This is a genomic window from Microbacterium lacticum (assembly GCF_006716815.1).
Classification (GTDB): Bacteria; Actinomycetota; Actinomycetes; order Actinomycetales; family Microbacteriaceae; genus Microbacterium; species Microbacterium lacticum.
The window spans coordinates 1,151,319-1,166,065 of record NZ_VFPS01000001.1 but is presented as its reverse complement, the minus strand read 5'-3'; the positions used below and the strand labels follow the sequence as shown (position 1 = coordinate 1,166,065).

The following is a 14,747-nucleotide window of genomic DNA, read 5'->3' as shown; positions in this document are numbered from 1 at the left end:
TCTGGATCCGCGAAGCCTCTTCATGAGCCTCTACCGGTGCGTCGAAGCTACCTACGCGCACGACAAAGCCACGAAGCTCAAACAAGGTCTTTCGATCGAGCACGAGTGGCAGGAAGATCGCTGAGATCCTGGAGAAGGAGATGTCCTTGGCGTCCGTTAGAAGCGTCCAGCCTGAATGTCGTGCTCGCATTCGCTCAAGTTGACGACCTGCGAGAGGTCTGCGAATGCCTGAACGTCCCGCTGTACAAAGACACGAATCTGGCGTCGGCGGCCGGCAAAGCCGTATATGACCTGCGTAATCGAATCGTGCACTATCGGCCGGCGCTAGCTCCTGTGGAGTCTGAGGAGATCGATTGGAATCGCCTCTGCAATGCGCTCGTTTCAGTCGCAGGCGATGTGTTCCACAGCGCGTACGGTCAGGAGCGTGCTGCCTAGACTCTGTGTCTCGGCAGTGCGCCCAACTCGGCGCAGGCTCGCGGAGACTTAGATCCCGTATAGCTTGAGCGCCACGTGGTTCACAATGAGTCGCCGACCATCCTTGTCGAAACTGAAATGAATGCGACCAACCTCATTAGGTTTGACGGCTCTGCGCATTCTAGGTGGGGGTGAGGGGGTCAAGTCCGCCGGCGATCAGGAGCATGCGGAGTCGGTAGTTGTCGTAGTTGGTGAAGGCCGCGGGCGATCCGGCGGGCGAGTTCGACCTGGATCGTGTCAGATTAGTGCCCCACGCCCGGCCGGAGTGCGGCGATGATGTCGGCGGCTTCCCCCGTTGGCGGGGTGGTCGCGGTGAGTTCGTGTCCGTCGATGGTGATCGTGACGTCACGCAGCGGGCGCAGCGCGCGGACGATACGGCGGACCGTCACGCCGGTGGTCTTGTAGAGGTGCCGGCTGATCGCGAGAGCGCAGAACACGACGGTGAGGTGCGCGTGGATCGAGTCCGCGGTCGACGCGAACATCGGCCTCGCCCGCAGGTCGGTCTTTGCCATCCGGAACGTCGCCTCGACCTGGAACAGGTCATGGTAGGCCGCCACGATCTCTGCAGCGGAAGCCGTCGCGGTGCTGAGGTTGGTGACGTACCCCTTGAGGCCGATGTATTCGCGGGCCTTCTCGACTCTTGCCCAGTTCACGCCGGGCCCCGTGCCGAGGGTGACGAACCGGTCCTTCTTCGCCGGGCGGGTGCCGGCAGCGATCTGCTCGGCGCGTTCGATCTGCTTGTTCAACGTGATGTTGTCGCGGATCTTCCGCTTGTGGGAGTACTGCCACACCACTCGCCGCTCCCGCGCGTTCACACCCGCACCCATGGTTCGGGTGGTCTCGACCGTCTCCCCATCGGTGACGATGTTCCCGACGGTCGCGTAGTGCTCGGCGAGATCGTATGGCGCGGAGGAGGTGCGGGAGCCGACGATGAAACCGAACCCGGCGTCCTCCAGCCGGTTCAGGTTCGCTGCGGACAGCATGCCGGCGTCCGCGACGACCACGACCTCGGTCGCGGAGTGACGTTCGCGGAACTGGTCGAGGACGGGCAGCAGGGTGAGGGTCTCGCCCCTGTTGCCCGCGAACTCGTGGACTTCGAGGGGGAACCCGCCCTGGTCCACGAGGAGGCCGACGAGGATCTGCGGGTCGACGCGGCGCTCTTTGCTCATCCCGACCTTGCGGAGCTTGTCTTCACGCTCCGCCTCGAAGTAGAGGGTGGTGACGTCGTAGAGCACGACGGTGAGCGGGCCAGATCGGGTCGCATGCGCGTAGGCTGCGGCGGCGATCTTCGACCGCCAGTCCTGCTCAACGCTGCGGGCGAGGGTCCGCCACACGGTCGACAGCGACGGCGCACCCGGGACACCGAGCTCGTCCCACACCCGCAGCGTGTCCGCCTTGCTGGTCGGCTCGACGACGCGGGCCAGGACCAGCTTCTTGAATGTGTCGTTGCCGACCGCGTCGAACCCGAGACGGGCGTAGGCGTCCTCGAGGACATCCCACAACAACCTGGACCTCGACCCGGTCACCGTCGGCGCGGTCGTGGCCGGCGGCGTCGCGCCCAGCCCGTCCAGATCGAACGGGACATGCCCGGCCAGCTCCGCGATCCGCTCCCGCGCGATCGCGACCAGCACCGCGAGCTGCTCATCGTCGTGCGCGGAGCCGAGGTGCTCCACGATCGTCCGCACACCACGGGTCTTCGACGCGATCTGCACCGCCGTCGCACCCGACGCGGTGCGCACCTTCCGCACGAACCACCCCACCGAGCGAGTCTAGATGTACTGACCCAGATCGTTGTTGACGTAGGAGAGACCTCCGGGGTCGAGTTGGAGCTGTCTAAGTTCTTCAGCTCAAACGCACGGAGGTCTCTCTTGTCTCACGCTAATGCCCGGCTGACTCCGGCCGGCCGGTTGATCATGGTTCAGCGCATCCAGTCGGGGCGTGCGGTCGCGCATGTTGCCGCGGAAATGGGGATCTCCCGCACGACCGCGTGGCGGTGGTGGCGCAGGTTCCGGGAGTGCGGCCCGGCGGGCCTGATCGATCGTTCCAGCGTCGCCCGCTCCCACCCTCGCCAGACCAAAGCGTGCGTGGAGGCGAGGGTGCGGATCATGCGGCACCTCACTCGGCGTGGGCCGGTGTTCATCGCTGACAAGCTCGGCTTGCAGGCCTCAACGGTCGGTAGGGTGTTGCGCCGCCACCACGTGCCGTTGCTGCGGGAGCTGGACCCGGTCACGGGGTCCGTGATCCGCGCGACCCGCCGATCCGCGCAGCGTTACGAGCATGATCATCCCGGGTCCCTGATCCACGTTGATGTGAAGAAACTCGGCCGTATCCCCGACGGCGGCGGATGGCGTCTGCATGGCCGCGGGCAACGTCCTGCGCGCAAGCGGGGCCTGGGTTACGACTACGTGCACACCGTCATCGACGACCATTCCCGAGTTGCTTACGCGGAGATCCACGACGACGAGAAAGGCACCACCGCGGCGGGCGTCCTCGACCGCGCGATCGCGTTCTACGCGCGCCTCGGCGTCACAGTCGAACGCGTCATCAGCGACAACGCGTTCGCTTACCGCCACTCGGCCGCGTTCAAGGCCGTGGTCGACGCGCACGGCATCCGACAGCGGTTCATCAAACCGCACTGCCCCTGGACCAACGGGAAAGTCGAACGCCTCAACCGCACCCTCGCCACCGAGTGGGCCTACGCCCGCCCCTGGAGCTCGAACGACGACCGAAAAGCAGGGTTGACGACCTGGCTCGACTACTACAACCTAGACAGGCACCACCTCGGCATCGGAGGCAAAACCCCCATCGACCGAATCAACAACGGTCGAGGTCAGTACATCTAGATCGACGCCATTAGTGCCCCGCACGAGGCACCAGCACCCCCGGAAAATCAAGCCTCAACGATCCTCAACCCGCGAAATCACCCGACGGTGACACGATCCAGGTTCGATGAGCCCGTTCACGGCCTCGGTGCCTCCGTTGGATGAGCGTCCTGTCGCCCAGTAGGCCAGGAACGCGGCTCGCCACTGGGTGAGGGTGCGGCCGAGGCGGGCGATTTCGGGGATCGGGCAGGACGGGAACGATTCGAGAACCTTCTCGGCGATCTTGTGCCCTTCGACCAGGTTGGGGTGCCGGTAGGCGTCGCGGAGCTGCTGGGCGGCGTGCCAGGCGACTTCAACTTCAACGTGCTCCTCTCTCGTCGCGAACGCCGCGTCGAGCCGGGACCGCTGCCTGTCGGTGAGGCGCTCCCGTCCGGCGCGGAGGATGTTGCGGATCCCGTAGAGCGGATCTCCCTTGCGGCCGCGATGGCTGAGGGTGTCTTGCTGGACGCGGCGACGGACGTCATCAACCGCGGCGGTGCCGAGCTTGACGACGTGGAACGCGTCCAGCACCGCGGTCGCGTCGTCGAGTTCGTCGTCGAGGGCCTTCTTGTAGCCGGCGAACGGGTCAAGAGCTGCGATCTTCACCCCGGCACGGAACTGCTCGTCCCGCTCCTTGATCCAGTCTGCGTACGCCTTCGAGGATCGACCTGGCACCAGGTCCAGCAGTCGCGCCCGCACGCGTCCCGTGGCGTCTCGGGTCAGGTCGACCATCCCGGTCAGCTCCTTCGGACCGCGCCCGCCGTCGGCGACGGGCTTCGTGGACACGTGATGCCACAGGTGCTCGTCCACGCCGAGCACCTCGACGCCATCGAACCGGCCAGGGTCCTGCTCGCGGCGCTGTAACTCGGCCTCCACGTGCGTCCAGACCGTGCGGCCACGCGACGCGCAGCTGCCGAGCGACACCGCGCACTGACGCGTTCTCGCGGCGCATCTGCACCACCGCCCACGCCACCGCGCGAGCCGTCAGCGCTTTGTTCGCCGCCGCGACGGCCGGGTTCTGCTCCGTGAATGAGCGCACCCCGCACCCGTCCTGGCGACACCGCCAGCGGCGCTTGCGCCACCGGACCCGAACCGGAGTACCGCCCATCGGGGCGTCCGTCAGAACGAGCACCTTCCGTCCCGCCGACTCCGCGACCACTCCGCACTCAGGGCAGCCGACCGGACCCGGCGGCGACTCGGCATCGATCACGAGCACGCCATCGCCGCGACGCTCGACCCCGGCCACCCGGAGCCCGTCGAGTCCGACGAGCAGGTCGCAGCGATCACAGTAGACAGCAGAACATGGGCGCGCGGCGGCGCAGCGCGTAGCATCAGGCACGGGTCGAGGTCTCCGGACGAACAGGTTGCTTGGTCGCTACCGATCCTCCGGGCCTCGACCCACCTCACCCCGTCACGCCACGCCCGAGCGCCTCACCCCACCCAGAATGCGCAGAGCCCCTAAAGTCCGAAGAGCCGGTATCCGCACGGACCATCGAGTTCGCGGAGAGCGGTCGCATACGGAATCGTTGATAGACCGTGAGGCAGGATGATTGCATGTCCGAACCCGTAGTGATCGCAGCTGACACGGCAGAGGCGCGCAAGGCCCGAGGCGCGTTCTTTACCCCGGACGCGATCACCCGCTACATCACGGACTGGGCCATTCGAACCGCGGAAGACTCCGTGTTGGAGCCGTCTGCGGGCGATGCAGCGTTCTTGGTTCAGGCCGTGCGACGACTTCGCGAGCGCGGGCACGAAGCGCCACGCGTCGATGGGGTCGAGATCCACCCGCATAGCGCTCGCGTCGCAGGTGAGCGGGTGGCGGCGGCCGGCGGAAGGCCCCACCTGACTGTCAACGACTTCTTCCTCGTCGAGCCGGAAGCGCGCTATTCCGTCGTGATCGGCAACCCGCCCTATATCCGTCGGCGCGCCGGTCGCTCGTCGTGCCGAGCACGGTGGCGCCGTACAGCCGCGCGAACTGCACCACGGCCTGACCGACCGAACCGGATGCCGCGTGCACGAGCACCGTGTCGTCCGGGCCGATCGCGAGCGAGCGCACCGTCTGGTAGGCCGTGCCGACGGGGATGCCGAGGGCTGCGCCCTGGGCGGCGCTCACCCCTTCGGGGCGGCGGACGACGTGCGCGGCGGGCACGACGAGATCGGTGGCGTAGGCGCCCTGCGCGCCCGTGACGATGACCGCATCGCCCGGCCGGTAGCCTTCGACGCCGTCGCCGACGGCGGTGACCACGCCCGCGGCATCCGACCCGACCCGGCGCGGCTCGGTGATCGGCGGGGAGGGGCGCAGGCCCGCCCGCAGCTTCAGGTCGAGCGGGTTCACGCCGACCGCTTCGACGCGGACGGCGACCTCGCCCGGCCCGGGCGCGGGGACGTCGATGTCGATGACGGTGAGGACCTCCGGCCCTCCGAGCTCGGTGTATGCGATTGCAGTGCCCATGATTGACCCACCCTACGACGCGATCAGGTCGTCGCGGCGAGGGCCTTCGTGATCCGCTGCAGTGAGACCGGTTCGGCCGTGCCGAGCTGCTGGGCGAACAGGCTCACCCGGTACTCCTCGAGCAGCCAGCGTGCGTGCGCGAGCGTTGCGGCGGCGTCGGCGTCGAGCGGAAGCGCGCCACCCGCATCGGCGTAGGCCGCGGCGGCGCGTTCGAACTCGGTCATCCGCTGGCGGTCGCGCACCGGACTGTCGGCGAGGGCCTCGACCCGCGAGAGGGCACCCTGCAGGTACCGGGGCAGGTGGGCGAGGCGCGCAAGGCCGGTGCGGGCGACGAACCCGGGGAAGACGAGACCGGCCAGCTGCGCCTTGACGTCGCCGAGGGCGGCGAGGAGCGTCATCGAGTTCTGCCCCTTCACGGCGCGCTCGACGTCGCGGTGCAGTGTGAGGATGCGGGCGGTGAGCGACACCGCCTGGAACAGCTCGTCGACGACGGCCGCGGACAGGGCGTCGCGGACGGCCGCGAACTGCTCCGGCGTGCGGACCCCCTCCGGAGCGACCCGCGCCATCACCGCGTCGGCGACCGCGACCCGGGCGTCTTCGATGAGCGCCTTCGCCGACGAGTAGGGCGACGCGGCGAGCGAGAGCTTCTCGGCGGCGGTCAGGTGATCGAGGACGTAGGCGCTCGGCGACGGGACGGCGAGCAGCAGCAGGCGCCGCACGCCCGCGTGGGCGAGGCGCGCGGCGCGCTCGGGGGTCGACTCGATGCGCAGCGCCACGGCATCCTTCTCGTCGACCAGCGCCGGGTAGCCGCGCACCACGCCGCCCGCGACGCGGGTGTCGACGACAGCGGGGAGAGTGCCCACGTCCCATGTGGTGATGCCGGAACGCTCGGCGACGCCGCCGCTGCCGCCGATCGCGGATGATGCGGCCGGTGGCGCTCCGCCGGGGCGCGCCGTCCCGGCCTCCGCGACGGGTCCGGGCGCGGGCCGCGCGAGCGAGCGGGCGACCTGCTCGCGCGCCCGACCGGCGAGCCGCTGCTGCAGCTCGACGAGGTCGCGCGAGGTGCCGACGGTGCGGCCCCGGTGGTCGACGGCGCGGAAGGTCATCACGAGATGGCCGGGCACCCGGTCCATCTCGAAGTCGTCCGGGGTCACAGGCTGGTTCGCGACGCGCTGGATGCGCCGGGCGAGCGCCGCCCGGAGCGGCAGCGCGGGGAGCCCGCGATGGTGCTCGGGCCCTTCGCCGGCGAGCTCGTCGCCGAGTGTCGCGGCCCAGTCCGCCGCCGGCACCACGTGGCGCCGGATCGCCTTCGGCAGCGCGCGCAGGAGCGCCGTGATGAGCTCTGCCCGCATGCCCGGCACCTGCCAGTCGAAACCCTCCGGCGAGAGCCCCGCGAGAAGCGGCAGCGGCACGACGACGCTGACGCCGTCCTCGGGATCGCCCGGCTCGAACCGATAGGCCAGCGAGAGCACCTGGTCGCCCTGCTCCCACCGGCCCGGGAATGCGCGGTCATCGGAGCCCGCGGCGTCGCCCTTCAGGTCGACCTCCGTCATGTCGAGCAGGCGCGGCGTGCGGGCGGATGCCTCCCGCCACCACCGCTCGAACGAGCGCGCGTCGTACACGTCGGCGGGCACGCGCTGGTCGTAGAAGGCGAACACCGCTTCGTCGCCGACGAGGATGTCCCGGCGCCGCTCGCGCTCCTCGACCTTCTCGAGGCGGCGGCGGAGCTCGAGGTTCCGCCGCTCGAACCCGGTGAGCTTCTTGTCGAGGTGGCTGGAGTTCCACTCGCCGTCGGTGAGTGCGTGGCGCAGGAACAGCTCTCGCGCGAGCGGCTGGTCGATGCGGGCGAGCTGCACCCGGCGCCGCGGGATGATCTCGACCCCGAAGAGGGTGACCTTCTCGGCGGCGACGGCGGCCCCGGCATCCTTCGACCAGTGCGGGTCGCTCAGCTGGCGGTGCGCGAGGTCGCCGGCGAGCTCTTCGGCCCACGCGGGATCGATCGCGGCGACGGTGCGGGCATAGAGGCGCGAGGTCTCGACGAGCTCGGCGGCCATGACGGCGTCGGGGGAGGCCTTGCGCAGCGCCGACCCGGGGAAGATCGCGAACGCCGCTCCGCGCGCGCCGCGGTAGGTCGCGAGGGCCTTCCGCTTGTCGCCGGGCTTCGTCTTCGCGAGCGAGCGGGTGTCGAGCACGCCGATGTGCGAGAGGAGCCCCGCCAGCATCGCGCGGTGGACGAGTGCGGGGTCGGCGGCCGCGCCGTCTCCGGTCTCCGCGGCCGCGCCGCGACCCTTCACGCCGAGCAGCTGACGCAGCTGCCGGTGCACGTCGAACCACTCCCGCACGCGCACGTAGTTCAGGAACTCCGTCCGGCAGAGGCGCCGGAAGGCACTCGACCCGAGCTCGCGCTGGCCGGTCTGCAGGTGGTTCCAGAGGTTCAGGAGGGGCAGGAAGTCGCTCGTCGGATCGGCGAACCGCGCGTGCATGCGGTCGGCCTGCTCGCGCGCCGCGCCGTCTTCGGCGGACGGGCGCTCGCGCACGTCTTGGATCGAGAGGCCCGCCACGATCGCCAGCACGGGGTCGAGCACGTCGAGCCGGCGCGCCTCGATGAGCATGCGCGCGAACCGGGGGTCGATCGGGAGGCGTGCGATCTCGCGACCGATCTTCGTCAGCCGGCGGGCGGGGGTGACGGCCCGCAGCTCGGTGAGCAGCTCGAACGCCGCCTTGACGCCGCGGCTGTCGGGTTTCGTGAGGAAGGGGAAGTCCTCGATGTCGCCGAAGCCGAGCGCGAGCATCTGCAGGATGACCGAGGCGAGGGAGGTGCGCAGGATCTCGGGCTCGGTGTACTCCGGGCGCGAGGCGAAGTCTTCTTCGGAGTAAAGCCGGATCGCGATGCCGTCGGAGGTGCGCCCGGCGCGCCCGGCGCGCTGCTGAGCGGATGCCTGTGAGACGGGCTCGATCGGCAGACGCTGTACTTTCGAGCGCACGCTGTAGCGCGAGATGCGCGCCGTGCCGGCGTCGACGACGTAGCGGATGCCGGGCACGGTGAGGCTCGTCTCGGCGACATTCGTCGCGAGGATGACGCGGCGGCGGAGGCCCGCGACGCCCGACGACTCGAAGACGCGGTGCTGCTCCGCCGCGGAGAGGCGCCCGTACAGGGGCAGCACTTCGGTCGGCCGGGCGTCCTTCGCGTACATGCCGCGGACGGCATCCATCGCGTCGCGGATCTCGGCCTCCCCGGGGAGGAACACGAGCACGTCGCCGTCGGGCTCGCGGTCGAGTTCGCGGAGGGCCGCGAGGAGGGTGTCGACGTCGTCGGACTCGGCCCCCAATGCAGCATCCGCCGCCGCGCCCGGGGCATCGAGCGCGCCACGGTAGCGGATCTCGACCGGGTACGTGCGCCCCGAGACCTCGACGATCGGCGCGGGCGAGCCCGAGGCATCCGCGAAGTGACGCGCGAAGCTCTCGGGATCGATCGTCGCCGACGTGATGACGACCTTGAGGTCGGGGCGTTCGGGCAGGATGCGGGCGAGGTACCCGAGCAGGAAGTCGATGTTCAGGGAGCGCTCGTGCGCTTCGTCGACGATGATCGTGTCGTAGCGGCGCAGCAGCCGGTCGCGGTGGATCTCGTTCAGCAGGATGCCGTCGGTGACGAGGGCGATCTTGGTGTTGGCGGAGACCTGATCGGTGAAACGCACCTTGTAGCCGACGGCGCCGCCGAGGGGCACCTGCAGCTCGTGCGCGATGCGCTCGGCGATCGTCCGCGCGGCGATGCGCCGGGGCTGCGTGTGCGCGATGGAGGTGCGGCCGAGCTCGAGGCAGATCTTCGGCAGCTGCGTCGTCTTGCCCGAGCCCGTCGCGCCCGCGACGATGACCACCTGGTGACCCGCGATCGCGCGCGCGATCTCGTCCCGCGCGGCGCTGACGGGCAGCTCCACCGGATAGGAGATCACTGGTTCGGGGGAAGGCATAGCCCTCCATCGTAACCGCGCGGGCTCAGTCAGCGGCGACAGGTTCGACGAAGCGGGAGGCCTCGACGATGGCGTCGAAATAGGACAGGAGGGTGTTCGGGATATCGCCGAGGGGCGTGGAGAGCACGACCAGAGCAAGTTTCTTCGTGCCGTGCTGGGGGTACCAGCAGCAGCAGGCGCGCCTGCGCGGAGCGGGCTGACGCCGCGGCGGACACGAGGTCGTCGCGCATCCGTCGGCGGGCCGTCGCCTCCTGATCGCGTGCGCCCAGCGTGCCGCGCGCGATGTCGGTCGCCGACGCGCGGGACGCGTCATCCGAGTCGAGATCGAGCCGCCACCATGTCCCGATCAGGCGAAAGACGAGCTCCGGCGTGTTGTCGGCGCTCACGCGCCGAGCTTGTCGAGGTCGACGCGCGACATCGTCAGGCCCCCATCCCACAGGGGCGTGGTGTCCTCCGGCAGACCCGCGATCGCGCTCCGCAGATCGACGATGCGCTCTTCGTGCGCCGCCTCGCGGGCGACGAGGCCCACGGTCTCGATGTCGTCGGGCGTTGTATCGCGCACGGCGACGAGGATCGCCGTCAGCGTCTCGGTGCTCATGGGCTCATCGCCCGAGATCAGGACGCTCAGCGACAGCGTCTTCGCGGCGCCGGAGTAGCTGACGGTGCCGAGCGGGTCCTCGACCCGCGGGTCCGATGCGATGACCGCGTCGTAGACGGTCTGCAGATCCATGGCGGTGCCTTCCTGAGACGATGTCGGCGAGCTGTCCGGACCGTCCGACGCGCCACAGCCGGCGAGGGGAGCAGCGAGCAGCGCTGCGGCGACGAGCGCCGCGGTGAGGCGCGCCGACGAGCGAAGGGCGACCATCAGTCCTCCTGCCACGAGTAGTAGGTGTTCTCATAACCGTAGGCGTTGTCCGAGCCGATGAAGTACTGATCGAGCTCGTCCTGCGCTGCGCGCGGCATCGAGTCGAGCCTCGGGACGGGGTCGCCGCTGTGCTGGACCGACACGACGGTCGTGGTCGAGGGGATCGGCATGCTGTCGATCGGGGCTCCAGCGACCACGACGGCATCCCAGTTGTCGTCGGAGTTGTACGCGGCCAGGTGCCCAGCCATGATGCCGCCCTGGCTGAATCCGACGAGCATCACCGGATCGTTCGGTCCGACGCCTGCCTGTTGCATTGCGGCGAGCACGGCCCGCTCGTATTGCGAGCGCAGCGACGGAGTCAGCATCAGTGCGAGGCTGCTGTCGAGATCGTTCACCGCGCCCTGGTCTCCATTGAGACGCGACAACCACTCCTGCGTGCTCGGAAGAGCGACCCGCCAGCGCGCAACGCCGTCGGCGTCGACGACCTTGGTGACCTTGATGACCGTCTCGTCGGCGCTGTCGGCCGTGTGGTGGCCGAGCGAGTCGACGTAGCCGGCATCCTTCAGCACGTGTGCGAGATCCGACGGCTCCCCGTGCGAGGCGCGCGTCTCCTTCTTCGTGCGGTCGTATTCGGACGGCTTCGGCGTCGGCTTGAGCACGTCGGAGAGGATGCTGGCGAGCAGGAAGCCGGCGAGGATGCCGACGACCAGCGCCGCTGCAGCTCGTCCCAGAGGTCCTGCAGAAACTCGCCCACCCACTTTCCGAGGTCGGCGAGCCGCGACCCGACGCCGGCGAAGAAGTTGCCGACGTGGTCGAGCCAGCTCTCGTTGGTCGCGTCGATCGCGCTGTCGATGAGCGATATCGCGCGCTGCGCGGCCGCCTCCATGTCGCGGCGGGCGGCCTCGTGGTCGTCGCGCGCAGAGGTGGCCGCCGTGTCGTAGCGGCGCGAGGCGCGCTGGGCGTCGGCGAGGTCTCGCTCCGCCGCTTCGATCGTGCCTACTGGTGCCGCGGCCTCCTCGAGGTTCCGCACGTGCCGGGTGAGCGCGGTCATCGGCGGCGCGCTGGATGCGGCTCGCGGATGCCTGGTAGGTGGATGCGCGGTCGGCGAGCGCCGTGGGGTTGCCGGGAAGAGCCATCAGTTGTCGTCTCCGTCCGAGGGCGGGGTCGGCGCGGGGCCGGGGGTGGGCGACGGAGTCGGTGCGGGCGCGGGGGAGGGCGCCGACGCCTGACCCTCGGCGATCGCGCCGTCGATCTCTCGGTTCATCGCACCGTCGCCGAGCTTCGAATGCTCCAGCGACGCGGCGAGATCGGTGTCGAGGTCGTCGAAGGTGTCGACGACGGCGCGGAGGTAGTCGGCGATCGTCGTGAGGTTCTCTTCGAGCTTGCCGCGGGCGATGTCCCACTTGTCGGCGAAGTCGTGCACCTTGCCGGCGAGACCGTCATGCCCGCTGTAGCCCGCGGTCTCGTCGGCGATGCGCTCGGCGGTCGAGAACTCGCTCGCGATGCGCTCTGCGCGTGACGCGCTGGCGGTGAGCTCCGCGACATCGATCCTCAGATCGGCCATATCGTCCCCCTCGGTGAACCGGTGCCTTCACCCTACGAGAGCGGTGGCGACCCGGCGATGGGGAGGACTCCCCATGCTCCGGGCCTGTCCTGTCCGTCGCCGGCTCAGACCCAGCCCTGCATCCAGTTGTGGAGGCGATAGAACTCGTAGGGCACCTGCATGCCCGACCACAGCGGGTACCAGAAGATCGACAACAGCACCGCGATGGCGAGGAAGACGATGACGACCCGCTGTCCCGTCGTACGGCGGGCGCTGCTCGCGTGCGCGGGGCCGCTCATCGCCCGCAGCGCGAACGTCAGCGCGAGCAGCAGGAACGGCCAGATCGCGATCGTGTAGAACTGGAAGATCGTGCGCTCGGGGTAGGCGAACCAGGGCAGCCACGTCGCCGCGATGCCGACGAGCACGAGCGCCTGCCGCCAATCGCGGTCGATGACGAATCGGTACAGCAGGTAGAGCGCCGCGGCGATGCTCGCATACCAGAGCAGCGGGTTCGGCATGCTGTAGAGGATGTCGAGGCATCCCGCATCGCCCCCCGCGCACCCGGACTGTCCGCCCTGCGTCCCCTGCGCGTACATCGAGGTGGGGCGCAGCAGCAGCGCCCACTGCCAGGCGGGGCTCGCGTAGCTGTGCGGCGAGGTCATGCCGGTCATCGAGTGGTAGATCGTCTCGTGGTACTTCCACAGGCTCTGCAGGCTCAGCGGCACCCACGAGAAGAAGCCCGTCGCCGGGTTCGCGTCGGCCGCGTGCCGGTCGTAGCCGCCGTCGGTGACGAGCCAGCCCGTCCACGAGGCGAGGTAGACGACGAACGCGGCCGGGACGAGCAGCGCGAAGGATGCCAGGCCTTGACGCACCGCGTCGGTGGGCCAGAACACGATGCCGAGCCGGCGACGCTCGAGGGCGTCGGTGACGACGAGGTAGAGGCCGATCGCGGCGAGCACCCAGACGCCCGACCACTTCACCGCCGTGGCGGCACCGGCCGCGGCGCCGGCGGCGATGATCCAGGGACGGTTCCAGAGGACCGGGCCCCAGGCGGGAGGAGTCACCTCGCCGCTCTCTGACCGTCGCTCCCGCTTCGCCGTCTGCGTGGCGAGACGCTCGAGCGTGCGCCGTCGATCGAGCACGACGAACCAGAACGCGATCAGCACGAACAGTGCCAGGAAGATGTCGAGCAGCGCCACCCGGCTCATCACGATGCCGAGGCCGTCGATGGCGAGCAGGAACGCCGCCACGCTCGCGAGCACCGTCGAGTTCGTGAGCGCCTTGGCGAGCAGGAACAGCACGAGCACGAGCGCGGTGCCCGCCAGAGCCGTCGCGAAACGCCACCCGAACGAGTTGTCGGGGCCGAAGAGCCACATCCCGGCGCCGATCAGGTACTTGCCGAGCGGCGGATGGACGACGAAGCTGCCGGTCGTCGTGAAGATGTCGGTCTCGCCCGCGACGAACCGGGCGTCGGCGCCCTCGGGCCACGTCGAGGCGTAGCCGAGGTTCCACTGGCTCCAGGCATCCTTCACGTAATACGTCTCGTCGAAGACGAGGGCGTGCGGATGGCCGAGGTTCGCGAGGCGCAGCACCGCGGCGAGCACCGTGATCAGCACGGGGGCGAGCCAGCCGTAGAGCCGGTGCAGGCGCGGGTCGCCGGCCACCCGCGCGCGCCAGGCGTCGTAGCGCGAGGGCCGCTCGGCGGCAGTTTCCGGCAGCAACGGCTGCTCCGTCGTCGTCACGGGCACCAGCCTATGCTGGGGCGGTGATCATCCTCGCTGCGACGCCCATCGGCAATCTCGGCGACGCCTCGCCGCGACTGGTCGCCGCCCTCGAAGCGGCCACCGTCATCGCCGCCGAAGACACTCGCACCGCGCAGCGGCTGCTGCAGGCGCTCGGCATCGAGAACCGGCCGAAGCTGCTGGCGCTGCACGACCACAACGAACGCCAGCGCGCCGCCGAGCTCGTCGCGCGCGCCCGCGACGAGGATCTGCTCGTGCTGAGCGATGCCGGGATGCCCACGGTCAGCGACCCCGGCTACGCGCTCGTCGCCCAGGCCGCCGCCGACGGCGTGACCGTCACCGCGATCCCGGGGCCGAGCGCGGTCGTCACGGCGCTCGCTGTCGCGGGGCTGCCGACCGACCGGTTCACGTTCGAGGGGTTCCTGCCGCGAAAGGCGGGCGACCGCCGCCGCGCTCTCGATGCGCTCACCGCCGAGCCCCGCACGATGGTGTTCTTCGAGGCGCCGTCGCGGCTCGGCGAGACGCTCGCCGCGATGGTGGATGCCTTCGGCGCGGCCCGGCCCGCCGCCGTCTGCCGCGAGCTGACCAAGCTGCACGAGGAGGTCGTGCGGGGCGGGCTCGGCGAGCTCGCCGCGTGGGCCGGGGACGGCGTCCGCGGCGAGATCGTCGTCGTCGTCGGCGGCGCGGCCGCGCTGACCGTGTCGACCGACGACGCTCTCGCGCAGGTGCAGGCGCTCGTGGCATCCGGCACGCGCCTCAAGGATGCCGCGGCGGAGGTCGCCGCGCAGACCGGTCTGCGCTCGCGCGACCTCTACCAGGCGGCGCTCGCCGCGCGCTGATTC

At 69.9% G+C, this 14,747-nt stretch carries 11 protein-coding genes and 2 pseudogenes; 4 read left to right on the top strand and 9 right to left on the bottom strand.

The genetic code is table 11. The features are described from left to right. The first annotated feature begins 180 nt into the window (after nt 1-180). The gene (locus tag FHX68_RS15500; RefSeq protein ID WP_141920093.1) at nt 181-435 is read left to right on the top strand and encodes a hypothetical protein; all 255 of its coding nucleotides are present in this window, start codon (nt 181-183) and stop codon (nt 433-435) included. Between the two features lie 281 nt (nt 436-716). On the opposite strand, the gene FHX68_RS05620 is transcribed toward FHX68_RS15500, so the two are convergent. Continuing rightward, the gene (locus FHX68_RS05620) at nt 717-2,234 is read right to left on the bottom strand and encodes an IS1634 family transposase (RefSeq protein WP_141920091.1); all 1,518 of its coding nucleotides are present in this window, start codon (nt 2,232-2,234) and stop codon (nt 717-719) included. A gap of 108 nt (nt 2,235-2,342) precedes the next feature. Here FHX68_RS05620 and FHX68_RS05615 point away from each other — a divergent pair, with 108 nt between their 5' ends. Continuing rightward, a complete protein-coding gene (locus FHX68_RS05615) occupies nt 2,343-3,317 on the top strand; it encodes an IS481 family transposase (RefSeq protein ID WP_141920012.1) in 975 nt (324 codons plus the stop codon). Nucleotides 3,318-3,371: 54 nt separating this feature from the next. Here the strand turns inward: FHX68_RS05615 and FHX68_RS16310 are convergent. Continuing rightward, nucleotides 3,372-4,674 (bottom strand): annotated as a pseudogene (locus FHX68_RS16310) (ISL3 family transposase). Nucleotides 4,675-4,889: 215 nt separating this feature from the next. Between FHX68_RS16310 and FHX68_RS15485 the strand changes: the two are divergent. Continuing rightward, nucleotides 4,890-5,237: pseudogene (locus FHX68_RS15485) on the top strand (N-6 DNA methylase); the annotation flags it as partial. On the opposite strand, the gene FHX68_RS15480 reads toward FHX68_RS15485, so the two are convergent. The 7 genes from FHX68_RS15480 to FHX68_RS05570 form a co-directional block, all read right to left on the bottom strand. Next, entirely contained in the window at nt 5,185-5,787 is a 603-nt protein-coding gene (locus FHX68_RS15480) for a quinone oxidoreductase family protein (protein WP_141381171.1), read from the bottom strand. The pseudogene FHX68_RS15485 and the gene FHX68_RS15480 overlap by 53 nt on opposite strands. 23 nt (nt 5,788-5,810) lie before the next feature. Then, nucleotides 5,811-9,755, bottom strand: a complete 3,945-nt coding sequence (hrpA, locus tag FHX68_RS05595) for an ATP-dependent RNA helicase HrpA (RefSeq protein WP_141381170.1) — start codon at nt 9,753-9,755, stop codon at nt 5,811-5,813. Nucleotides 9,756-10,137: 382 nt separating this feature from the next. Next, complete coding sequence (locus FHX68_RS05585) at nt 10,138-10,620, bottom strand: hypothetical protein (RefSeq protein WP_141381169.1); 483 nt, start codon at nt 10,618-10,620, stop codon at nt 10,138-10,140. Beyond that, nucleotides 10,620-11,279, bottom strand: a complete 660-nt coding sequence (locus FHX68_RS15780) for an alpha/beta hydrolase family protein (RefSeq protein WP_229661614.1) — start codon at nt 11,277-11,279, stop codon at nt 10,620-10,622. The genes FHX68_RS05585 and FHX68_RS15780 overlap by 1 nt, the downstream gene beginning before the upstream one ends. Then, nucleotides 11,183-11,671 carry a hypothetical protein gene (locus FHX68_RS15775; protein ID WP_229661615.1) on the bottom strand — a complete coding sequence of 163 codons (489 nt, stop codon included), beginning with the start codon at nt 11,669-11,671 and terminating at the stop codon, nt 11,183-11,185. Before FHX68_RS15775 ends, FHX68_RS15780 begins: the two co-directional genes overlap by 97 nt. 84 nt (nt 11,672-11,755) lie before the next feature. Further along, on the bottom strand, nt 11,756-12,184 hold the full coding sequence (locus FHX68_RS05575) for a hypothetical protein (RefSeq protein ID WP_141381168.1): 429 nt from the start codon (nt 12,182-12,184) through the stop codon (nt 11,756-11,758). Between the two features lie 104 nt (nt 12,185-12,288). Further along, nucleotides 12,289-13,905, bottom strand: a complete 1,617-nt coding sequence (locus FHX68_RS05570; protein WP_141381167.1) for a dolichyl-phosphate-mannose--protein mannosyltransferase — start codon at nt 13,903-13,905, stop codon at nt 12,289-12,291. Nucleotides 13,906-13,928: 23 nt separating this feature from the next. On the opposite strand from FHX68_RS05570, the gene rsmI reads away from it, so the two are divergent. Next, nucleotides 13,929-14,744, top strand: a complete 816-nt coding sequence (rsmI, locus tag FHX68_RS05565) for a 16S rRNA (cytidine(1402)-2'-O)-methyltransferase (RefSeq protein WP_141381166.1) — start codon at nt 13,929-13,931, stop codon at nt 14,742-14,744. Nucleotides 14,745-14,747: the final 3 nt, after the last annotated feature.